Origin of the sequence: Cyclobacterium sp. (assembly GCF_014762705.1) — a bacterium.
In the GTDB taxonomy this organism is placed as follows: domain Bacteria; phylum Bacteroidota; class Bacteroidia; order Cytophagales; family Cyclobacteriaceae; genus Cyclobacterium.
Genome location: NZ_JABURL010000018.1, coordinates 1 through 21,358, shown reverse-complemented (window position 1 = coordinate 21,358; position 21,358 = coordinate 1). Strand labels below are relative to the sequence as shown.

General features: G+C 42.0%; 17 protein-coding genes. 4 read left to right on the top strand and 13 right to left on the bottom strand.

Going from position 1 to position 21,358, the window contains the following annotated elements; genetic code table 11:
• Window positions 1-4: 4 nt before the first annotated feature.
• From HUJ21_RS02760 to HUJ21_RS02730, 7 genes are all read right to left on the bottom strand, one after another.
• A complete protein-coding gene (locus tag HUJ21_RS02760; RefSeq protein WP_291367080.1) occupies window positions 5-775 on the bottom strand; it encodes a hypothetical protein in 771 nt (256 codons plus the stop codon).
• Window positions 765-1,334, bottom strand: a complete 570-nt coding sequence (locus HUJ21_RS02755) for an RNA polymerase sigma factor (RefSeq protein WP_291367078.1) — start codon at window positions 1,332-1,334, stop codon at window positions 765-767. Before HUJ21_RS02755 ends, HUJ21_RS02760 begins: the two co-directional genes overlap by 11 nt.
• 131 nt (window positions 1,335-1,465) lie before the next feature.
• Window positions 1,466-2,008, bottom strand: coding sequence for a carboxypeptidase regulatory-like domain-containing protein (locus tag HUJ21_RS02750; RefSeq protein ID WP_291367077.1), 543 nt, complete (start codon window positions 2,006-2,008; stop codon window positions 1,466-1,468).
• 64 nt (window positions 2,009-2,072) lie between these two features.
• Complete coding sequence (locus HUJ21_RS02745) at window positions 2,073-3,473, bottom strand: MBL fold metallo-hydrolase (protein ID WP_291367076.1); 1,401 nt, start codon at window positions 3,471-3,473, stop codon at window positions 2,073-2,075.
• Between the two features lie 58 nt (window positions 3,474-3,531).
• Window positions 3,532-5,430 (bottom strand): PspC domain-containing protein, encoded by a 1,899-nt coding sequence (locus HUJ21_RS02740; RefSeq protein WP_291367075.1) that lies wholly within the window; start codon window positions 5,428-5,430, stop codon window positions 3,532-3,534.
• Window positions 5,431-5,481: 51 nt separating this feature from the next.
• Complete coding sequence (locus HUJ21_RS02735; RefSeq protein ID WP_291367074.1) at window positions 5,482-5,820, bottom strand: PadR family transcriptional regulator; 339 nt, start codon at window positions 5,818-5,820, stop codon at window positions 5,482-5,484.
• Window positions 5,821-5,869: 49 nt separating this feature from the next.
• On the bottom strand, window positions 5,870-5,995 hold the full coding sequence (locus tag HUJ21_RS02730) for a hypothetical protein (protein ID WP_291367073.1): 126 nt from the start codon (window positions 5,993-5,995) through the stop codon (window positions 5,870-5,872).
• Between the two features lie 218 nt (window positions 5,996-6,213).
• On the opposite strand from HUJ21_RS02730, the gene HUJ21_RS02725 reads away from it, so the two are divergent.
• Both HUJ21_RS02725 and HUJ21_RS02720 read left to right on the top strand, forming a co-directional pair.
• On the top strand, window positions 6,214-7,329 hold the full coding sequence (locus tag HUJ21_RS02725; protein WP_291367071.1) for a PorV/PorQ family protein: 1,116 nt from the start codon (window positions 6,214-6,216) through the stop codon (window positions 7,327-7,329).
• Between the two features lie 7 nt (window positions 7,330-7,336).
• Window positions 7,337-12,364 carry a C25 family cysteine peptidase gene (locus HUJ21_RS02720; RefSeq protein WP_291367070.1) on the top strand — a complete coding sequence of 1,676 codons (5,028 nt, stop codon included), beginning with the start codon at window positions 7,337-7,339 and terminating at the stop codon, window positions 12,362-12,364.
• Here HUJ21_RS02720 and HUJ21_RS02715 read toward each other — a convergent pair.
• Window positions 12,356-13,879: a hypothetical protein gene (locus HUJ21_RS02715; RefSeq protein WP_291367069.1), complete on the bottom strand. Its 1,524-nt coding sequence runs from the start codon at window positions 13,877-13,879 to the stop codon at window positions 12,356-12,358. The two genes, HUJ21_RS02720 and HUJ21_RS02715, sit on opposite strands and share 9 nt — an antisense overlap.
• Window positions 13,880-14,089: 210 nt before the next feature.
• Between HUJ21_RS02715 and HUJ21_RS02710 the strand changes: the two genes are divergently transcribed.
• Both HUJ21_RS02710 and HUJ21_RS02705 read left to right on the top strand, forming a co-directional pair.
• Entirely contained in the window at window positions 14,090-15,799 is a 1,710-nt protein-coding gene (locus HUJ21_RS02710) for an Ig-like domain-containing protein (protein WP_291367068.1), read from the top strand.
• A 132-nt stretch (window positions 15,800-15,931) separates the two neighbouring features.
• Window positions 15,932-16,855, top strand: a complete 924-nt coding sequence (locus tag HUJ21_RS02705; RefSeq protein WP_291367066.1) for a sugar phosphate isomerase/epimerase — start codon at window positions 15,932-15,934, stop codon at window positions 16,853-16,855.
• 72 nt (window positions 16,856-16,927) lie between these two features.
• Here HUJ21_RS02705 and HUJ21_RS02700 read toward each other — a convergent pair whose 3' ends face one another.
• The 5 genes from HUJ21_RS02700 to HUJ21_RS02680 all read right to left on the bottom strand — a co-directional run.
• The gene (locus tag HUJ21_RS02700; protein ID WP_291367064.1) at window positions 16,928-18,379 is read right to left on the bottom strand and encodes a DUF6600 domain-containing protein; all 1,452 of its coding nucleotides are present in this window, start codon (window positions 18,377-18,379) and stop codon (window positions 16,928-16,930) included.
• 154 nt (window positions 18,380-18,533) lie between these two features.
• On the bottom strand, window positions 18,534-18,701 hold the full coding sequence (locus HUJ21_RS02695; RefSeq protein WP_291367062.1) for a Lacal_2735 family protein: 168 nt from the start codon (window positions 18,699-18,701) through the stop codon (window positions 18,534-18,536).
• Between the two features lie 43 nt (window positions 18,702-18,744).
• Window positions 18,745-20,328, bottom strand: coding sequence for a toxin-antitoxin system YwqK family antitoxin (locus HUJ21_RS02690; protein WP_291367061.1), 1,584 nt, complete (start codon window positions 20,326-20,328; stop codon window positions 18,745-18,747).
• A gap of 248 nt (window positions 20,329-20,576) precedes the next feature.
• Complete coding sequence (locus HUJ21_RS02685) at window positions 20,577-21,155, bottom strand: hypothetical protein (protein ID WP_291367059.1); 579 nt, start codon at window positions 21,153-21,155, stop codon at window positions 20,577-20,579.
• A gap of 12 nt (window positions 21,156-21,167) precedes the next feature.
• A partial coding sequence (locus HUJ21_RS02680) for a 3-oxoacyl-[acyl-carrier-protein] synthase III C-terminal domain-containing protein (protein ID WP_291367057.1) occupies window positions 21,168-21,358 on the bottom strand: 191 nt, incomplete at its 5' end.

The following is a 21,358-nucleotide window of genomic DNA, read 5'->3' as shown; positions in this document are numbered from 1 at the left end:
ACGATTATCTGTTTTCTTTTTTTTCTCTCTTGGTACCAAGGGAGGCGAAGAGATTGTTTTTTGCGTCTTGCAAATCGCCAAATCCCTGGTCAACTTTACTAAAAAAGCCTTCGATTTTGTTTTCCAGACCATCTACAAGTTTCTCTTTTTCGGGTTGTAGGGCATATCCTCTGGATACAATCCTTACCGTATAGGCTTCCTCCCCTGCAACAGCTCCGGGATCCGGTCCGGACGGGGTGTCTTCCAATGCCAGGTCAATATCCGGGACCAGGATGATTTCTTTCCATTCGGGTAAAATGTCAGGGCTTGCCTCAAGTGCCACTTCCTGTTTTCTGGAAGGGCTGGTGTTTTCCCTTGGCTTGTTTGATGATTGACCTTTTACGGTCTCATTTTGGTTGGAAAGTTGGCCGTTGGCAGGTTTTTGCTGTTGCTTTTCCTTCTCCACCTTTACCTCAGGTTCTGTGACTTCGGCCAGATCAGTTAGATCATTCTTTTCCTCAGGGCTAAAAACTGTTTTGTCGCTTTCGTTTTTGTCATTTGAATTAAGGGAGATGGGTTTATTGACTTCGGGAATAGTAAGCTGAAGCAAAAACCAGCTGAATCCCAATATCAATACAGCTGCGGCTGCCCAGCCTTTCCAAAAGATAAGCATGGGCTTTCTTTTCTTTTCCAGTCTGTCCGAGATTTTCTCCCATACCCAATCATCAGGTGTTTCATGATGCCCTGAGAGGGTTTGGCGGATTTTATCATCCAGATTATTTTTTTTATCCTCCATTTTTCTTCTCTTTTTGTAGATTAGGTTTCAGCTTTTGTTGTAACATGGTCCTTGCTCTGCTTAACTGTGATTTAGACGTGTTTTCGGCTATGTCCAGCATTTCTGATATTTCCCTGTGGGAATACCCTTCAATGGCATAAAGGCTAAAAACAGTCCTGTAGCCCAGAGGAAGTGTGGCAATTACATGTAGCAGTTCTTCTGCACCGGAATTAAACAGCTCGGTATTGAAATCAATTACTTCATTTTGACCATCCAAATCTACTTCCATCCGTAATTTTTTGTTTTTCCTTAGCGTAAGCAATGCCTGGGTTACCATTATTCGCTTCATCCAGCCCTCAAAACTTCCTTCACTTTTGTATTGAGACAGATTGTCAAATATTTTCATAAATCCTTCCACCAAAACATCCTGAGCCAGATCCCGATCTTTGATGTACCTCAGGCATATTGCCAGAAATTTTCCGGAATACAATTCGTACAACTCCCTATGGGCTAATCTTTCACCCTTTAGGCAAGCTTTGATCAAATCGTATTCGTCCGTAAATCTGTTTTTGGCTGGCATTATTTATGGCTTACAATTAGGTAGATACATTTGGCCAGAGAATGGTTGCATGCCAGGATGAAATTAATCAAAAAAAATTATTCCAATGGATAAGAATATCTTTTAAAAAATTGAAAATCAAATTTTTATGTTCAGTAAACAGTTTTGTAATCAATGCGTATTTGAATTTTATTCCATTTGCTTTTCTCCACCGTCAAAGGATGAATGTAGCTGTCCAGATCAAATACGTTTGCAAAATAACCATTTTCCTCTACGGTGAATATAGAGTACCTGCCGGGTGGTAGTTCTACCTTAAAATAACCCTGCTCATCGGTTTCAACTTCTGCGACAAGCGGCGTTTCAATATCTCCAAAAAGATAATCACCCAGGCTGGCCTGGTTGATATGCGTGAGTTGATGTATTCTTATGGTTCTTTTGGCAGGTTTCCCCTTCCCGGAGGCCGAAGACTGAGATTTTTTATCGGAACTTTGGGGCATTTGATTACCTTCTACCCAAATAACCTGCCCCTCGATTCCTGCGGTTTGGTCAGAATTGGAAGTTCGACCGGCATGCTCATTTCCTTGTTTATCAGTTGTTTTGTCGGATGGTACTGATATAGTTTTAGAGGACTTACAGGAATAAAGACATGCTGTGGCAAAAAGCCCATAAATGAATAATTTCACCACTGTTTTCATAAAAAATAATTAAAATTTTTTCAGTTAAATCGCTGTGTTACATTAAGTATTAAGGCTGCGTATTTTAAATCCCTGTAAATAATTCAAAGGATTCCAGGTAATGGGGACAAATTGTATTCCAGCCCAATTTGTCTTTCAAAATTCCGGCCAGTTTTTCACTGGCCTGTTTTTCTCCATGCACCAGAAAGGTAAATTTTGGTTTGGAGATGAAATTTTCACACCATCGGACCAGTTCTGTTTGATCAGCATGGGCTGAGAGCCCGTCAATAAAGTGGATGCCTGCCTTTACAGGTACATCGATACCATATATCCTGCAAACTTTGTCTCCGTCAAGGATTTTTCGACCCCGGGTGCCTTCAGGCTGGTAACCCACAAAAATCACACTGTCATTTTCATTGGGCAACCGATGGTACAGGTGGTGCAAGATCCTGCCTCCGGTAGCCATTCCGCTTGCAGAAATGATGATGGCATCCCCCCGGATATGATTCAGGCTCATGGAAGCCTCCTGATCCCTGTAGTAATGGAGATTTTTATGAAGAAATGGATTGGACCCCTGATCTTCTAACGAAGGCCCAAGATGATGATAATGGGAAAAATTTTTATAAAGCCCAGTCACATCTATGGCCATTGGGCTGTCTACATATATAGGTATATCCGGTATTAAACCTTTTTCCTGTAAGCGGTGTAAGTAAAAAAGTATCATTTGTGTTCTTCCTACGGCAAATGAAGGTATCAGGGAGACGCCGCCGTTCTGGTAAGTAGTCCTTATCAATTTTGCCAGCTCTTTGTCCAGGTTCTCGGATTCATTGGTTCTGTCTCCATAGGTGGATTCCACAAAAACAACATCTCCGAAGGGGATGTCAGCAGGCGGATTCAGGATGGGATCACGATAACGTCCCAGGTCACCCGAGAAAATAAGTTTCTTTTCCTGATGCTCACCTTTTATCTTTAACTTTAAAATTGATGCCCCAAGGATATGTCCTGCGTTATAAGCCATAAGGCTGATGTAATCGTTCAGTTTTACCTCTTCTTCAAAAGAGATTGCCTGCAACAGGGGGAATACTTTTTCCGCATCTTCCTGAGAGAATAATGGCAAAGGCTTTGAATGTTTTGAATAACCTTTTTTGGCCGCAAATTTTGCTTCCTCTTCCTGAAGTTTTCCGGCATCCAACAAAAGGATTTTTACCAGTTCCAGGGTAGGCTCTGTGCAAATAATCTGTCCTTTGAATCCCTCCTTGACAAATTTGGGCAGGTATCCGGAATGGTCAATGTGGGCGTGGGTTAACAAAACCATGTCTACTTCGGCAGGATCTGTCGGGAAACTGTCCCAATTCCGTAGCCTGTAATCTTTAAGTCCCTGAAATAACCCACAATCCACGAGCACCTTAAACCCACCTGCCTCAAGCAAAAACCTGGAGCCGGTAACTGTACCGGCCCCACCCAAAAACTTAACTTTAACATCCATTTAATTCTTCTTTGTTTGCAATCCTGAAAGTAAGAAAAAAGTGGGTGTAACACATTGATTATTCCATAAAATACTTGTCCTGAAACATGCTTCTTGATAAGCTGTCGGCTTCGGATTGCCTGGGATCATTGATGCAATTCAAACATAGCAAACCGTCTTCATTGAACACCCAATGATGTCTGCTGCTAATATCCCTGGATTTGTAGCCATGCTGGGCCAGGGTGTTTTTCAAAATTGGCAACAAAGTTCTGTCTATGACAAAAGGGGTATTCATGGGCAGGTAAAGTGTCTGATTCAATTTTTGCATGCGGAATTTTGCGGAATTGGGGAAAGTGAGAATTTTACTAAAAACCAGAACGCTGTCTTCCATTTGCAGGTTGTAATTCACAGAAGATGCATGGATTAAGGCATCCTCGCGGTCAGTGCCTTTGGAGGAGAACTGCTGCTCCAAATAAATATTGTTTTTATCGTGACCCCTTACCTGTAGATTGACCAGTCCCCAATCCTTATTTTCCAATATACCCTCTTCACCTTTGATCAACAGGGTTCCCTCAGGCAACTCCATTTCCTTGTTAACTTCATGCACTGCATCAGCCTTAAATTGACTGATGATTTTTGGTGTCTGGAAGGAGCAGATCAATATACTCAAAACCCAAATCCCAAACATAACAAAACCGAACCGGCCATCAATGAGGTTTCTTTTGATGAGTACACTTAGGCCAAGGATTACCAATGCGATGCTGGGAATCAATACGATAACAGCAGCAGCTATGGCCAGCCATACGGGTAACAATTCTCCTACCGCATCAATGGGGAATCCATCCAGAACATAATTCCATCCGCTTTGGCTTACCAACTCGGAATATAATCCAAGAAAGGCAAGGGGTAAAATGATCAGGATCAAGCCGAGGAAAAATATGAAGAGTCCGAAGAGCACACGTACCACCTCGAGCAGAAATCTTCCAAAAGGACCCAGGGCTTTACCAATACCATTTATGACCATTCCTAGAAACCGAAAAGGCGCTAGTAAAATTGATTTGCCAGTAGACTCCTTTTTAGTTGGTTCCGAGGAAAGGTTCTGCTGAATGGTATTTTCAATGTTACTCAGGGTGATGGCCCCTCCCTTCATTTCAATTCTTTCTGTGATGGATTTGGCCATAGGAGTAATGATCCAGAGGATCAGGTACAACACAAACCCGGATCCCCCGGCAAAAATTAAACCCACGAAGGCCAGTCTCATCCAGATGACATCGATATTGAAGTAAGCTGCTAAGCCACTTCCTACTCCCCCCATTACCCTGTCATCGGGGTTTCTATAAAGTTTTTTGATGTTTTTGTCCTCTGGTTTTTCGTTGGATACAGGAAGGATGATCCAAAGCAGGATATAAGCAGCGACTGTCCACCAGCCAATGGCCATTCCCAAATTAAACCTGTCAAAAAAGAAAGGAATGGGAAAGGTATTAAAACTGAGTCCTCCGCTGAAAATCAATAATATGGCAATCAATCTGGTCCAAAGCGGATCAATAGATAGGTAGTTGGCGAAGCCTGCACATACCCCACCCAAAATTTTCGAATGAGTTAGCCGGGTTAATTTTTTATAGCCTTTCCCGGAATTTTGATGTGGAGGAGTGATGTATTTATAAAAATCATTGTGCCCTTCTTCCGTATTGTTTTCTTCCAGCATGTCATGTTCCACAGCTTTAAAATCTGCTATGGTTCCCATTTTATCAATCAGGTTGCTCACATTTTCTGCTGTGATGACTTGTTTGTTGTTTTTTAGGTTGCTGAGAAAGATTTCAGCGATCCGGTTTTCTATGTCCGTAATAATTTCCTGATTGTCTTCATATAGCGAGAAGTGCTGATTGATGGCATCGAGATAATGCTTTAGCGAAGTATACCCATCTTCTTCGATGTGAAATAATATCCCGCTGATATTTATGCTTATTGTCTTTTTCATGATTTTCTATTGCTAAGGTTAAGAAAATTAAGTTTAATAACCTGAATGCTGCTATTGGTTTTTCGGTTTTTTGAGTATTTGATTGACAGAGCTGTCCAGGTCCAACCAGGTCTTATCGAGTTCTTTCAAAAAATCATTTCCCTTTTCGGTGATGGAATAGTATTTTCTGGGAGGTCCCGTCTCGGACTCCACCCATTTATACTTGGCCAGTCCGGAGGTTTTTAACCTGTTTAGCAGAGGGTACAGGGTGCCTTCCACAACGATTAGTTCCGCATGCTTGAGTTCATCTATCATATCAGTGGCATAGACTTCACCCCTGGCAATAATATGTAAAATACAGAATTCCAATATTCCTTTCCGCATTTGGGTTTGGGTGTTTGAAGCTTTCATTTTCTCTGGATTAGTAGCTTTTTGGGGATTGAACCCATCTTTATCTATTCTATTTACCCTGGTACAAGAAAAATAATACCAATTTTTTATCAGGTACCTTGTAATACCTGTTTCTATCTGCCTCTTTGGTATTGGCCAGGACTGAATCTGTATCAAAATGCGTTATTTGCGTCATAAAGCGCATATCTCTTTATCCAAACAAAAGGGAAATTTTATTCTCAAATTTACGCATCGCATTAAATTTCGTAAAACAACTGAAATGAAGGCTGTCTGCGAACAGTTTTATGTCCGTTTTTGAACATGGCAGTTGCGGTGGCCAGTAAATTTTTTAATTTCAAAATATTTCCATTGCCTTTTTCTTTTTACTTTGCATCAGAATTATTATTTAATCTTATGATTTCCAGGGCTAATTTTTGTGTGTTGGTGGGGCTGTTGCTGTTTGGATCCGTCAGAGGACAGGGAATGGCCCCCAAATATTCCAATGAATTCATGAATATTGGTATTAGTGCCAGGGCACTTGGCATGGCGGGCGCGCAGGTTGCCGCTGTCAGTGATGTGACTTCAGCATATTGGAATCCCGCAGGATTAATTGGGGTGTCCCATGAACATGAGTTTGCCCTCATGCATGCGGAATATTTTGCGGGTATAGCCAAGTTTGATTTTGCAGCCTATACCACCAATATACAAGAAGACAACCAAATAGCCATATCCTTGATCCGTTTTGGAGTAGATGATATCCCAGATACCCGCTTTTTATATGATGCCAACGGGGCCTTGAACTACAATAATATTCAATTTTTCAATGCGGCAGATTATGCGCTATTGTTAAGCTATGCCAGGGATGTAAGCGACAACTTCAAATTTGGAGTCAATACCAAAATTATCCATAGAAATGTAGGTAAATTTGCCAAAGCCTGGGGGTTTGGTTTGGATTTTGGTGCCATTTACCTGTGGGAGGATTGGCGTATTGGGTTGATGGCCAGAGATGTGACCACTACTTTTAACGCCTGGTCCCACAATGCAGATTTGGTTAGGGAGATCTATTCCCAGACACGAAATGAAGTTCCCATAAACAGCATTGAGCTGACGCTTCCCAGGGCCATTTTAGGCATAGCCAAACATTTCGAAATTACATCTGAAATTAGTCTCCTTGCCGTGTTGGATTTGGATCTTACCTTTGATGGGCAGCGTAATGCTTTGTATGGAAGCCGGATTTTTAACGTTGATCCAAAAATGGGCCTGGAACTGGATTATAAAAATACAGCCTTTTTCCGTTTTGGGGCCGGTAATTTTCAAAGATTGAATAATTTCGATGGTACGAAATATACCAGCGTACAGCCAGGTTTTGGTTTGGGATTTAAAGCCAGTGAAAAGGTATTGATCGATTATGCCTTGACTGATATTGGAAGTATTTCTGAAACCCCATTCTCTCATGTTTTTAGCGTAAAGGTTTCATTGAATCCTTTAAAGGAAGATTTCAGGATTTATAGGGGTTGGGAAAACAATTAATCTGGTAATGTTTAGAGTGATTATTTTATTGGCTTTGATTGGGTTTTCTTTCACGGCTTTTGGTCAGGTAAGCCAGTGGGTGAAACATGAGCAGGATTATTATAAGATCCCAACAGCAGCAGATGGTGTTTTCAGGTTGAGCTATACCACATTTTCTGCATCTGGTATTCCCATTGCTTCTTTAGATCCCAGGGAAATCCAGGTATATCATCGTGGCAAAGAAGTTGCCGTGTTTGTAAACGGTGAAGAGGATGGCGTTTTCGATCAGGGTGATTATCTGGAATTTATAGGCAAACGGAACGACGGGACTTTGGATACCGCATTGTATGATAGTCCTGATTTGCTGCCAAACCCCTTTTACAATACCCATAATGATACCACTGCCTTTTTCCTGACGGTATCTCCCGGCGAAAGAGGTAAGCGAATGGTCCTTACGACACCCTCAATCGGTGCGGTAGAGGTCTCCGGTTACCAAAAATCGGTTCTGCAACATTTTTCGGAACAGTATTCTCTGGGGAAAATTTATTTTCCCGGCGTGCGGTTGTCCAAATATGATGAGGGACAAGGCTGGACATCTTCCATTGTCACCAAAGGAGCAAGTAGGTCATTGAATTTCTCAAACCTTGGGGAAATCAGAGCGGAGATTACTCCAGGTTTGGAAATAAGCCTTGTCGGGCGCTCTGAAACTTCGCACCTGACCTCAATAAAAGTGGGACCCTCAGCTGCTTCCCTAAGGGAGTTGGGCCAGGTATCTTTTGATGATTTCCAGGTTAAAGTATTCAAAGAGGACCTGAGGGCAAGCGATTTTTCAGTGGATGGTAATCTTTTTATTAGTGTTACCTCTATTGGGGTAAACAATGCAGTGGACAATATTTCAATCAATTATTCCAGGCTTGTATATGGGTCGGTTGGCTATTCCGGGGACTTTGAAAAGGAAATATTTGCATTTCAGGAGCCCGGTAAAATGCTGAGCATACCCGGGAATAACGGTGAATATGTGGCTTATGATATTAAAGATGTTGACAATCCGGTAAAGTATGAACTAAACCGCTTGGGAAATGTGCTTCAGGTACCTACGGGAACTCAGGGTATGCCCGGCACTGTATTGGTACAAAACCTAAGTCAGGTAAAAGAAATAAATGTCTTACAGCGGGTTAAGTTCCGAAATCTTTTAGCCCAAAATGCCAATTTCCTGATCATCTCCCACGAACGGCTGAGGAGGCCGGCGACCAACTATGGGGATCCTGTAGGTGCCTATGCTGCTTACCGCGCTACCCCGGCTGGGGGAGGTTTTGATACATTGACGGTGAATGTTCAGGAGCTTTATGATCAGTTTTCGTATGGAGAAAAGACACCCTTGGGTATCCGGAATTTTTTAAAGGAATACAACGATCGGTTTCGGCCGGAATACCTGCTATTGATTGGAAGAGCCTATGGTATGATCAATACCAGGAGGCAGGGAGGGGTCACTTATTTTTACAGAAATAACCCTTCACTTTTTGATTTTCAGGAACTGGTGCCTGCATATGGTTATCCCTATTCTGATAACCGTTTTGGGGTGGGATTGGATCCCGCTGACCCATTGGGACAAAATATTGGTATTGGCCGGATTCCCGCGAGAACCCCGGACGATGTGGGTGCCTATTTGGATAAGATCAAGGAGAAGGATGCTTTGGGAGTTACCGAGCCCTGGCAAAAGAATATTGTCCATTTAAGCGGTGGTAGGTCAGCCTTTGAATTAGAGCGCTTTTATAATTTTTTGAACGGTTTCAAAGCCGTGGCAGAAGATGTTTATCTGGGAGGAAATGTGGAAACGGTAAGGAAAAGGTCAAATGCCACCACCGAATTGATAAATATTTCCGATGAAATCAATGGGGGAGTGGGTTTGGTGACATTTTTTGGCCACGCAGCCCCTTCGACCACCGATATCGATATTGGGTTTGCCAGTGTCAATGAAATGGGCTATCGAAACGAAGGTAAATATCCGGTGCTGCTTTTAAATGGTTGTGATGCCGGTAATGCCTATGGGGATGCCTATACCTTTGGGGAGGACTGGATCGTGACTCCAGATAGGGGAGCGTCCAATTTTCTGGCCCATGCGGATATTGGTATAGATGTTTATCTCAGGAGGTACAGTGAATCATTTTATGCAAAAGCATTTGCTGATTCTTCATTGATCTACCAAAGCCTGGGTAAAGTTAAGATTCAGGCGGAAAAACAGCTTTATTCCAGGTATGGAAGTTCGGAGGTAAATCAATCCCATGCCAATCAGATCATCCTTTTAGGAGATCCTGCATCCCGCATGTTCCCTGCCAGCAAGGCAGATTACTCCATAATACCAGAAGAGGTACAGCTGCAGGGAGTAGGGGGTCAAGCCTTAAATTCCTTGTCAGATTCGTTGGAGCTATCCCTTTTGATCAGAAACCTGGGTCGCGTGGATTTGGATTCTGTGAGCCTTGACATTAGAAGACAATTGCCTGATGGGAGTATAATCGAAATAGAAACAGGGTTGCTGGCACCTGTTTTCAGGCAGGACACTTTGGTCATTGTCATTCCTAACTCAGGTATCAGTTCTTTTGGAGACAATGTCTTTAGTATAGAGATCAATGATGACAGGATGATAGAAGAAATGACTTTTTCAAACAATGTCGTTTCCGCTTCCTTCTTTGTACCCTTAAGCGGTACATTAAACCTATTCCCCCTGGAGTTTGGTATCGTAAATGAATCCGAAGTTTCATTGATAGCACAGATTCCGGGATTTTTGCAGGAACCCAGAAACCTGGTCCTACAATTGGATACGACTGCTGATTTTTCCAGTTCCCGGCGAAAAGAAGTTAGGATCACTACGGAGAACCTGGCCAAATGGGAGGTAGACCTTTTCGATAATCTTCCAGCTGAGGACTCGCTTACCTTTTATTGGCGGACACGGTTCCTGTCCCCCAAAGAAGGCGAAGATGATTCCTGGAATAGCAGTAGTTTTTCCTATATCCAAAACGGACCAGAAGGATGGACACAGCGGCAGTTGCCCCAATTCCTAAGGAACCAGCTGGATAATATCAAGGTCAATTTATCTGAGCGAGAATGGCAATTTCAGGAAACAGCCCTGAATATTGATATTTTCACTTTTGGAACGGATGCGGAAGGCTACGATGTGGAAAATACGCAAATCATGTTGAACGGAGTGGCTTATATACTGGATACCTTTAACCGTTTTTGTCCAAACGGATCCCTGGGTTTAATGGCTTTTGACCACAGGACCTTGGAGCCCTACCTGCCGGTTCCTCTGGTTACCATAGATGTACTGGACCCCCGTTCCTGCGGAAGGGTACCGCAGGTGATTCAGAGTATCCGCAATGCCAATATCACCGGTGCAAATGGGACCATGTTATTGGATTTTGTGGATGGGATGCATGAGGATGATTATGTAGTAATATTCTCGGTAGGAAATGTTACTTTTTCTGATTGGCCAGATGAGGCCTATTTTAAAATGAAGGAACTGGGTGCCAATGAGGCTACACTAAGGAACCTGCAAACGGGGGATCCCTACATACTTTTTGGCAGGAAAGGCATGAATCCAGGTGAGGCAATAGAAGTAGTCCCCGATATCAATGCAGCATTACCGCGGGAATCTCAGGTAATTACTTTTGAAACAGATATCACAGGTTATTTTCCTTCCGGAAAAATCCTTTCCCCCAGGATAGGGCCTGCCAGGGAATGGTTTGGCTTTTTCAACGAAATTAAAAGAAAAAACCTTTTCGAATCCGAAAGGAGTAATATGGTTGTTGTTGGAGTGACTCCGGATGGTGGAGAGGTACCTCTGCTCAGCAATGTGGAGGAGGAGGGAGCAGACCTTTCCCGGTTTGATGCACAAAGCTACCCTTATCTTAGGTTAAGATATGACTTGGAAGACCTGCCAACGAATGCCATGCCCCAGTTGGCCAAATGGCAGGTAGATTATACCGGAGTACCGGAAGGTGTTTTGGTTATAAAAGAGAAACGAAAAGAGTCCTTGCTCCTGGAGGGACAATCGGATGAGCTTGAATTTGAATTTGTTAATATTTCCGAACACGATTTTACTGACTCCATTACCATAGAATACACCTTCCAAAATATTGATCAGAGAAGAATCGATAGGGCAAGTAAAAAGATCCCTGCGGTAAAGGCCGGAACTTCTGCTTCCTTTACCGTGGAGTTTGAATCGAATGGTAGGCCGGGGAACAATTCCCTGAATGTTTTTGCCAACCCAAGAATATTTCCGGAGCAACTTTACCGGAATAATGTGTTGGATCTTCCTGGATTTTTTAAGGTGAAAGGGGATGACCTCAACCCCATTCTGGAGGTAAATTTTGACGGAAGGAATATCATGAATGGAGATATTGTCTCTCCTACAGTAGTCATATCAGCTCTGGTAAAAGATGAAAATAAGATAGCGCTAAAAAAAGACACCCTTGGCATGGAGCTGATGATCAGAAAACCTTGTGAAGGTTGTGATTTTGAAAGGATAAGTTTCAGTAATCCTGAGGTGAAATGGTTTGAAGCTAGCGAAAGTTCAGATTTTAAAATAGAATATCAGCCAGGTCCTTTGGCAGATGGTACCTATACTTTGCGGATCAATGCCAGTGACGCATCTGGCAATGAAGCAGGTTCCGAGCCCTATGAAGTAAGTTTTGAAGTGATCAATGAGAGTCAGATTACGCATTTTTACCCTTACCCCAATCCCTTTAGCAACAATGTCCGTTTTGTTTTCACACTCACCGGGTCGGAGATTCCTGATGAAATAAAAATTCAAATAATGACCATTAGCGGTAAGGTGGTGAAGGAAATTTTTCAGGACGAATTGGGTCCTGTTTCCATTGGCAATAACATTTCTGCCTATGCCTGGGACGGCAAAGATGAATTTGGGGATCAATTGGCCAATGGCGTTTATATTTACAGGGTTTTGGTCCGGAAAAATGGTCAATTTATGGAATTACGGAGCAGTGCTGCTGATAAGGCCTTCAAAAAGGGGTATGGCAAAATGTACCTTTTAAGGTAGGTAGCTTAATGATAAAATCATGACCCTGTCATCAACAATTGAGGCCACATCGGCACTTTCTGCTACCTGCTCCCAAAATTCATCCGCTTTAAACAACACGATTACTGCCTTCCCACTGAGTAGGGATTCCAGTGCCTGTTCTCTTTCCCGAAGCTTTTCCTCCTGACTTAGGGGGTAGTTTTTTCCTTCTTTAAATTGGTTTCCCGGCTGGATTGGCAGCACTTGCAAATCAACAAATGAAAGCATTAATTTCTCTGGGGCATCTGTACGTATTTCCAGGTGCCCCTCTTCCAACACCCCCTCAATGTTTTTTCTAACCTCACTTTGATGAAATTCTTTTGCCAGTGTCAGGGAGGATACGTCTTTTCTTTGCCATAGAAGGCCATGCCCTACCATGGTATGCCCACTGATGCAAATGGCCAAAAGGATCATTATTTTCTTCTGATTTAAACGAATAAGGGTTATCCAGGTGGCCCAGGAAATTACCAGCAGGTAGGGAAAGAGTGTCCGGTAATTGACCTCCCTGTACCCGGACCACTGCTGAAAGGCCAAAAAGCAAAGGGTATACACTACTCCAAATAGCAACAATTGGTAGGTTTTATTCTCTCTTTTATTTTTGTTCATTAGCAGGTAAGCTGTCAGGAAAAAAGTCCAGCCCAGACCCATGATGAAGGTTACAGGTTTTGGAATCAATTGGCTGAGGGTATCCGAGATGACAAGACCCAGGGTAACCTGCATCCAGCTTGCCAGATTTTCGTAGAAAAGAGCTAAATGAGTTAACAGGCCTTGTTTGCCTGCCACTTGTTCCGTCAGGTGAAACTGCAATATATTCTCGGGGACTACCCATTGAAAAAGAGCCCAGGAGGCTATCATGCTGCCGATAACTATTGACCACCCCCAATTGCGGTCAATAAGCATCCAAATCAACAAAAGAGGGATTAAAAAGAGTGCATTTAATTTAACCCAGATCATAAGGGCCGATAATACGGCCATTGCGGGAAAATAATGATTGTCCTCTTTTTCCGGCCAGATAAAATTATATAACCAAACCAAAACCATCAGGTAGAAGACACTATCTGCATGTGCACTCCCCAAAACCCTGAACGACCACCAGGAAAACAAGCTTATTCCAAAGGAAAAAAAAATTACACCTTCGTTTCTGTCAGCATGCGTGGCTATTCTGTAAAGTAAATAGATGGCCAATACACTTGTGATTAGACTTAAAAACAATACCCGATCAAACAAAGGGATCAGGGATAAAGGGAAGTTGGAGAGTAAAAAGGGATAAAAAGGAGAAAGAGAAGCTAGTGCATCAGAAAAACCTATGGTGATTTTAAAATAGCCTATGGTGTCCGGCAAAAGGTAGGAACCAAATTTACAGGCACTGATAATGGTCACTACCGTCAACAGGGCAAAACTTCCTGCCAGAATTAAATAGGCGGTGTCTTTTTTTAAAAAAATCCCCAATTGTGGAACTAAGTTTTTTTTCTCCATGGGTTGTTCTTTTGTAGACATTTTAGTCCATAAAGGTAAATAATTTATTTTTAAATTTTGTTATTTAAAGTAATTTATTATAAATATTACAAGTTTTATGCTTACATTTATGTTTTAAATCTAATAAATATATTAATATTATAACATAACCTACATATTTAATTATAGGAAGTTCAAATCTTTGTATGTGTTGGTTTGCGCAGGAAGAAAGAGAAAAATAAAATGTTTTGTTTGACCCAGTCAATAAAGGCCTATTTATCAGAAAACCTTTTTATTAGAAAGGGAATGTGCTACTTTATTGTCTTGTTTTTTTTAGGCGTGTCAGATGTGAAATCTCAGACCTATGGAGGAGCTTCGAGGATTTATACAGACTTTAATGGCTATTGGACTTCGGGAGTTGGGGATATTAGTACTGTACTTCCTGATAATTCACACCATTTATTGGGATTTACCTGGCAGGGGAATGTGTATTCTACCGGTATTGATGATGGGAGGCTGAGTCTTGAGGGGGTTGGTTTTTCGCCTCAGGTTTACCAGGCATTTCCTGTTAGAAACATAGCAGCAAAGTCCTCCGGTACCTTTATTGGTCTGGGTCAGCTATATGATGGAGTGGACAACGGCATATCAGATCCTCCGCCTTTTGCGGTGCCTCCCAATCTTTCTGCTTTTCTGACCGATGGACTTCAGGGCCTGGATTATGGAACTGGCGTAGCCAATATCGCCTCGGGAAACGTTATTTTTGATTTTTCCGGTATCATAGATCCCACGCAAATTGGTGATGGTATTCCTGATATACTCGTTACCCAATTTGCAGACCCAAGCAGCATACTTGATGAAGTTTATCTTACAGATGTGGACGGAAATCTGGTCGGAAATTCATTGAGCATTGACCACACCGCCATCAATATTCTGGGGCGATGGTCAGCAGATTTTTATGATTTGGATGGAGGTGCCGGTTCGACCTTTATCAAAACTACCAGGGACCTTCGCTTGTGGGTAGCCGAACTGGAAGCCTTTGGGATCAATATGGGCAATTATGAAGAAGTAAGAAGCTTGCGGTATCGGCTGAATGGCACCAGTGATGTTGCCTTTGCCGCCTATAAAGTGGGGGTGTTTGATATTGTAGCGGCCAATAATGATGAAGGTATCACCAATCAGGAAGAGCCCATTGTCCTGAATGTATTGGCAAATGATTTGCCCGGTGAAATACTTGATCCTTCTTATCTGAGTATATTGGATGGGCCGGATAATGGCTCTTTAACCATCAATTCCGTAACGGGAGAAATAGAGTATCTTCCATATGCTGAGTTTTTCGGTATAGATCAATTCACGTATCAGATATGTGGAGATGGTGGCCTGCAATGTGATGAGGCCGTTGTTACAATAGAGGTAAATCAAGTTAAATTACCGGTTAAGTGGTTGAAATTTACTGGTTCTACCCTCGAAAATCAGGGTATTACTCTGGCCTGGACAACGGCTTTTGAAAAAAACACTGCCTTTTTCGAAGTAGAAACATCTGTAGACGGGCGCGACTGGCGGGTTATAGATCGCATCGATGCTGTTGGTTTTTCCAATAATACAATAGACTACACTCATTTTATCCCCATGTATGGAGCCGGAAGGGTATTTGTAAGGCTGCGACAAGTTGATCAAGATCACAGTCAGGTTTTTTCTGAGGTACTTGCAGTTGATTTTTTGGAGGAAGAAAGCAATGGAGTAAGGCTGTACCCGAATCCGGTGAAAAATGAACTTATGGTTGAAGGTTTTATTGAAGAGGGATTGCCTATGAAAGTCATTGATTTGACAGGAGGAGAAAAAACACATTTGATCCAAAAATTAGAAGAGAATGGATTTTTAATACGTCTGGATGTAGGCCTTTTAGAGAAGGGCATTTATGTCCTTGTCTGGGGGAAGGAAGTGCTGAAATTTCAAAAGAATTGATTGAGGAATGCCCAATTTTTCTCAATTTCTGAGATTATTTTGTACTTTTAAACGCTGCGGGAATTTTGCTATTGGCATATTCCCTGAATCAATTCAGCAATGTGAAAACAAAAATATTGTTAAGGCATACCCATGAAAACCGATAGAAGAAAATTATTGAAATCAATAGGGTTGGGATCGATGGTGGCATTAAATCCTACTGCATCTTTTGCAATACCAAAAAAGAGAACCCGATTTAGTTATTGTTTGAATACCAGTACCATCAGAGGACAGCAACCGGGATTGAAAAAATACATTGAGATTGCCGCTGAGGCAGGTTATGATGGGATTGAGGTATGGATTGAAGATGTCAAGCAATTCATTTCAGCGGGAAATGATCCCGATGACCTTAGAAAATTGATTCAAGAGCATGGCCTCCGGGTTGAGAATGCCATAGGCTTTGCCCCCTGGATGGCGGCTGATGAGGAAAAAAGCAGGGCTGGATTTCAGCAGATGGAGACAGAAATGGAGCTTTTGGCAGCCATAGGTTGCAAAAGAGTAGCAGCCCCTGGTATAGGTGCTGAAGCACCGGTAGATCTTATGTTGGCGGGTAAAAGATATAAGGCTTTACTGGAGCTTGGGAGGAAAACAGGGGTAATGCCACAACTTGAGTTTTGGGGAGCCTTTGCCCCTTTTCATCACCTGGGACAGGTATTGATGGTAGCGGCCGTAGCCAATGATCCGGATACACGATTGCTACCAGATGTCTACCACCTTTTTCGGGGAGGGTCTGGCTTTGAAGGGTTGAAACTAATCAATGGCAAGGCCATTGAAATTTTTCACATGAACGACTTCCCAGGTGATATTCCCAGAGAAAAACAGCAAGACAAGGATCGGGTTTATCCGGGAGATGGTATAGCCCCTATGGGACAAATCATCAATGACCTCAATGAGATGGGAGGAGATAAAGTGCTATCCCTGGAACTATTTAACCCTGGGTATTGGGAAAAGGATCCTTTGGAAGTAGCTAAAACTGGCTTGAAGAAAATGAAGGCTGCGGTTAAATCCGCTTTGTGAATTGTTTTTATTTTGTATTAAGAATAAAAAAACGCCAGGAAGATCACCTGGCGTTTTTTAATTTCTATGGATTTAGTTTCCACGTCTTGATCTCGAAGAAGTGGATGGAGCAGAGGAGCGTCTTCCCCTCTGGCTGGGCTGGGCTTTAGGAGCTACCCTGGTACTACTCCTGTTTACAGTTGGGTTACTTCTACGGGTAGGACTTTGTACTTGTTGGCTTCTCTGCCTTTGCGTACTCGGCCTGTTTATTGTATTGGAAGGAGCAGATCTTCGAACTTGCTGTCTGGAATTTCCGGGACTAACCCTTTGGGTACTATGCGTTGTGTTTCTTTGCCTGGGATTTACGTTTGTGGTATTTGGCCTAACGGTTCTTTCCCTTGGGGCAACCCTTACATCCGCTTGGCTTTGGGGAGTCCGTACCCTGGGCTGCGCTTGTCTCCTGGCATTTGATGGAGCGGGCTGACTTTCCCTTACATTGGGCTCAGTATCCGCATTGTAACTTCTTTGCCTGAAATTATTAGGTTGTTCCATGGCGGAACTGGATCTTAAATTGTTGTTACGGGTATTGATTCCATTTCTGGTATCAGCACGGCTACTTGATTCACCCCTGTTTTTTAAGGCTTCCGTTCTAATGGTGCTACGTATATTTGTACCCGGTACCACGGCCCTTCTTTCAGTCCTTATCTGATTGGCATTGGAAGGTTTATATTCTCTGGAAGAAGTGTAATTTCTCGGTCTGAGGTTATTATCCCCTCTTGCCTGAGTATTTGTTCTCCTGATTTCCGGTTTATACAGTTCCAGGTTGTTGTTATTGATAGAAGACCTGCCTGGTCTTCGGCCTTCTCTTACCTGATACACCGGAACATCCCTGCGGGTTACCCTTCGCAATTCAGACCTGCTGGGCCCGGTAATATAGGTTTGGTTGTTATATACATAAGTATTGTTAATGATGTTGGTTTGGTTGTATATCACATTTACATTCCTACCTGGCAGGTAATACCTGTAAATATTCCTGCTAAGCAACCTTCTTCTGGGTACGAAAACCCAATGGGAGTAAACAGGGAACCTTACAGAAGCGTAAAACTGTACCCTGGGACCCAGGGGAAACCAACCATAATAGCCACTTCCTGACCTCCAGTTGACCCATGCAGGACCCCATTCATATCCGGGAATCCAGGCCCATCCATACATATCACTGAAAAACCACCTGCCATAATGAAAAGGTGCCCAGCCCCAGTCATACGTAGATACCCAGGTGTTGCCATAGGAGGACATTACCCAATGGCCGTTGGTCCTGTATGGTTGAAAACCTTGCTCTGCGTAGGGGATCCAAATAAACCCGTAATGGGGATCCTCCACCCAATCGCCATAAGGGCTCAATTCATCATAAAATACCTGAAAAGATACTGCAAAAGGTGATGCTTTGATTTCATTTACACTTCCTGTATAAAGAAAAAACAGGCCGAAAATAAACATACTGGTGATCTTCACCATTTGGGACCGATTACTTATGGAATTTTTCATGGCGTAAAATAATTGTTGTTATCAATTGATACGGCAATAAGTGTTCCAGGTTCCAAGGGTGTCAAAAAACAGAATATTACCGATGTAATATCGTAAAAAAATAAGAATATGTTGTAATATCAAATATCACAATATATTCTAATAAAATACTTGCTTAATTTTTAAGCGTATCAATTTTTTTTGCTATTTCCTCTGCCTGTGTCATCAATTGATCGGAGAGGGTTCTGTCTTGATGGGAAGCTTTATGCGCTCTTTGCAGCAGTTTTTCATATTGCTCCTGTAACTTTTCAATTTCTGTTTTCTTTTTGAATAATCCGAACATGATTTTTTATGATAAACAATAAGAGTTAAGGAACTGTTTGGAATTAGTCAAAATTTTGAAAAAGATCGCTTTCTTCGGGCATTTCCTCTGGCACAACTTCATCGTTTTTAAAATTAATCAGGTCTTCCAGGTTACCGGATTTGGAATAATATTTCCAGTTGCCTTCTTTTTTTCCATCCTCCATGAGGCCTTCTGATGCCAATTTTCCATTATCATGGTAATACTTCCAGGTGCCCTCAGGTTTTCCGGATTGATAATTGCCCTCTGATTCTTTTAGCCCGTTGATGTAATAAGTGATCCTGGTACCATTCCCGTCCTTAAGGGTACCTGAATCCAGTTTGGCGGACCCGTCATAATTGTAATATTCACTGACATTCATCAGTCTGCCAAAGTCCCAAAATTCCTCCTGGGTCAGTTGTTTGTTGTCATAAAAAAGGCCCCACATGCCGTCTTCCTGTCCCAATAGATAGCTTCCTACTGATTTCAGTTGACCCCCGTCGTAGTAGTAAAACCATTGTCCGGATTCATTGCCCAGCTGGTAATTTCCTTCAGCCACCAAAATACCAATTTTATTGAAGTATTTCCAAAGACCGGATTTCAAGTCATTCTTATAAGCGCCAATGGCATATAATTTCCCCTCCGGATAATAATTTTTCCATATACCTGTGCGAAAACCATTTTCATACTGCCCCCTGACAGATGGCTTGCCATTACTGTGATTTTCAATGTATTCACCTACCGGGACTCCAAGATCATAAGTGACCCTTTTTGCCAGAGATTTATCCGGGAAATACTCTTCCCATTGACCAACAGGGATGTCATTTTCATACCGCTCTACTCTTGCAGTCCTTTTATTCTCATAATAGAAAGTCCAGGTTCCTGTCTTATTCCCGGATTGATCATATTCTTTTTCGGATTCCATTATATTGGTGTCAGGGAAAAAGCTCATCCATTTGCCTACCTTTTCTCCCTGGCGAAAAGTGCCTTTTTCCTGTATTCTTCCAGAAGGTGAAAATCGGCTGAATTCACCATGGGTCTGATTGTCGCGATAATCTGCTTCAATGATCAATTCGCCATATGGGGAATATTCCTTATAGGGTCCGTGAATTAATCCATTCTTAAAATTAATCTCAACTGCTTTTACACCATTTTCAAAATAATACCACCATTTCCCGTGCTTTTTGCCATCAACATAATTCCCTTCAGTTTTTACCTGCTTGGGATTAGCATATCCAGCATTATCCTGATTGCCGTAATATTCTTTATAGGGACCGATCAAAACGCTATCCTGATAAACAGCTTCTTTGACCAATGCACCTCCCAGGTCAAATTCCTGAAAAGCCCCGTTTAGTTTATTGTCTTTATACTCTGCGACAATATGCTGCTGTTGATTGGAGTAGTAAATGACCCACTTTCCATCTTTTATACCTTCTTCGAAAGTACCTTGCTGGATTAGGTTATTGGTTTTGGTGTTGATGAATTTCCATAGGCCATCCATTTTGCCATTCACCATAACCCCATTTCCCATCAATGTGGAGTCATTGTTATATATGTTCACTACCTGACCTTGTCCATATGATTGCGCAACTGAGAAGGCCAGTATAACCAAGGCAAATATATAATTCATATGTTTATTATCGTTTGTTATTTGCCACATAGATTCTCGCAGGTTTAACAATCATCCCACTGTGTGACAGGTTCGCCATGCTCGATTTCATGAGTGTTTCAGTTCAATTTACAAAGTGATACGGATTGTGTCTGTTACGGGTTCCAATTTACATTATATAGTTAAAAAATTATATTTAGTTTGGGAAAAGTTTAATCATTTTTATTAGAAGCTCTAGTTTAATCCGCTTTCCCCATTTTTAAGGACTATCAAGGGAGCATCCAATAAAGGATATTTTCTACTTCTTTTTTAATTTCGTCCCCTGCTGTTTCCATGTCTACTATGGGAATGGCTTTGATCAATTGAAGGTGAGAGAAGTTTGTTAAATGGGCGCTGAATTTTTCCGGGCTAAAATATTCACTCTCCTGAATTTTTTTTTCATCGATGATTTTTCCGTATGCCCATAAATCGGACAAGCATATCTGATAGTCATGTAATCTTGCCCAATCGATTAATTTTTTGGAGTCGCTGAGACAGGCGTGATTTTTACCAAAAAAAAGCAGGACAAATAAGCCTCTTCCCCACCAGTGGAGGATGCGGATATTACATCCCCGGGATATATCGAAATCTCTCAACACATCCAATACCTGATAGGGGCAATGTTGCAATTCATTACCTTTACTAATTTTGATGCCCCGATGTTTTTGGTGAGCTTTAGATAATGAATCAACGGAAATTTGATTGGCTACCTCAGCAAAAATGTGTACAAACCTTTTTTTGGCTTCACTTATTTTTTCAAACAGCAATTTGTTTTTTGTGATGGCCAGCAATTCTTCAAACTCAAACATAACTTAGATACTTTACCAACGGATCAATGCAGATGCCCAGGCAAAACCACTTCCAAAAGCGGCCAGGCAGACAAGGTCATTGGGTTTTATGCTTCCCTTTTCCAAAGCTTCGCTAATGGCAATGGGGATGGTAGCTGCAGTTGTGTTTCCATAGTTCATGATATTGTTAAAGACCTCACTCTCTTCAAGCCCCAGTGTTTCCT

Coding starts and splice junctions, on each gene's coding strand:
- HUJ21_RS02760 (WP_291367080.1), bottom strand. CDS start 775: ATGGAGGATAAAAAAAATAATCTGGATGATAAAATCCGCCAAACCCTC.
- HUJ21_RS02755 (WP_291367078.1), bottom strand. CDS start 1,334: ATGCCAGCCAAAAACAGATTTACGGACGAATACGATTTGATCAAAGCT.
- HUJ21_RS02750 (WP_291367077.1), bottom strand. CDS start 2,008: ATGAAAACAGTGGTGAAATTATTCATTTATGGGCTTTTTGCCACAGCA.
- HUJ21_RS02745 (WP_291367076.1), bottom strand. CDS start 3,473: ATGGATGTTAAAGTTAAGTTTTTGGGTGGGGCCGGTACAGTTACCGGC.
- HUJ21_RS02740 (WP_291367075.1), bottom strand. CDS start 5,430: ATGAAAAAGACAATAAGCATAAATATCAGCGGGATATTATTTCACATC.
- HUJ21_RS02735 (WP_291367074.1), bottom strand. CDS start 5,820: ATGAAAGCTTCAAACACCCAAACCCAAATGCGGAAAGGAATATTGGAA.
- HUJ21_RS02730 (WP_291367073.1), bottom strand. CDS start 5,995: ATGACGCAAATAACGCATTTTGATACAGATTCAGTCCTGGCCAATACC.
- HUJ21_RS02725 (WP_291367071.1), top strand. CDS start 6,214: ATGATTTCCAGGGCTAATTTTTGTGTGTTGGTGGGGCTGTTGCTGTTT.
- HUJ21_RS02720 (WP_291367070.1), top strand. CDS start 7,337: ATGTTTAGAGTGATTATTTTATTGGCTTTGATTGGGTTTTCTTTCACG.
- HUJ21_RS02715 (WP_291367069.1), bottom strand. CDS start 13,879: ATGTCTACAAAAGAACAACCCATGGAGAAAAAAAACTTAGTTCCACAA.
- HUJ21_RS02705 (WP_291367066.1), top strand. CDS start 15,932: ATGAAAACCGATAGAAGAAAATTATTGAAATCAATAGGGTTGGGATCG.
- HUJ21_RS02700 (WP_291367064.1), bottom strand. CDS start 18,379: ATGAAAAATTCCATAAGTAATCGGTCCCAAATGGTGAAGATCACCAGT.
- HUJ21_RS02695 (WP_291367062.1), bottom strand. CDS start 18,701: ATGTTCGGATTATTCAAAAAGAAAACAGAAATTGAAAAGTTACAGGAG.
- HUJ21_RS02690 (WP_291367061.1), bottom strand. CDS start 20,328: ATGAATTATATATTTGCCTTGGTTATACTGGCCTTCTCAGTTGCGCAA.
- HUJ21_RS02685 (WP_291367059.1), bottom strand. CDS start 21,155: ATGTTTGAGTTTGAAGAATTGCTGGCCATCACAAAAAACAAATTGCTG.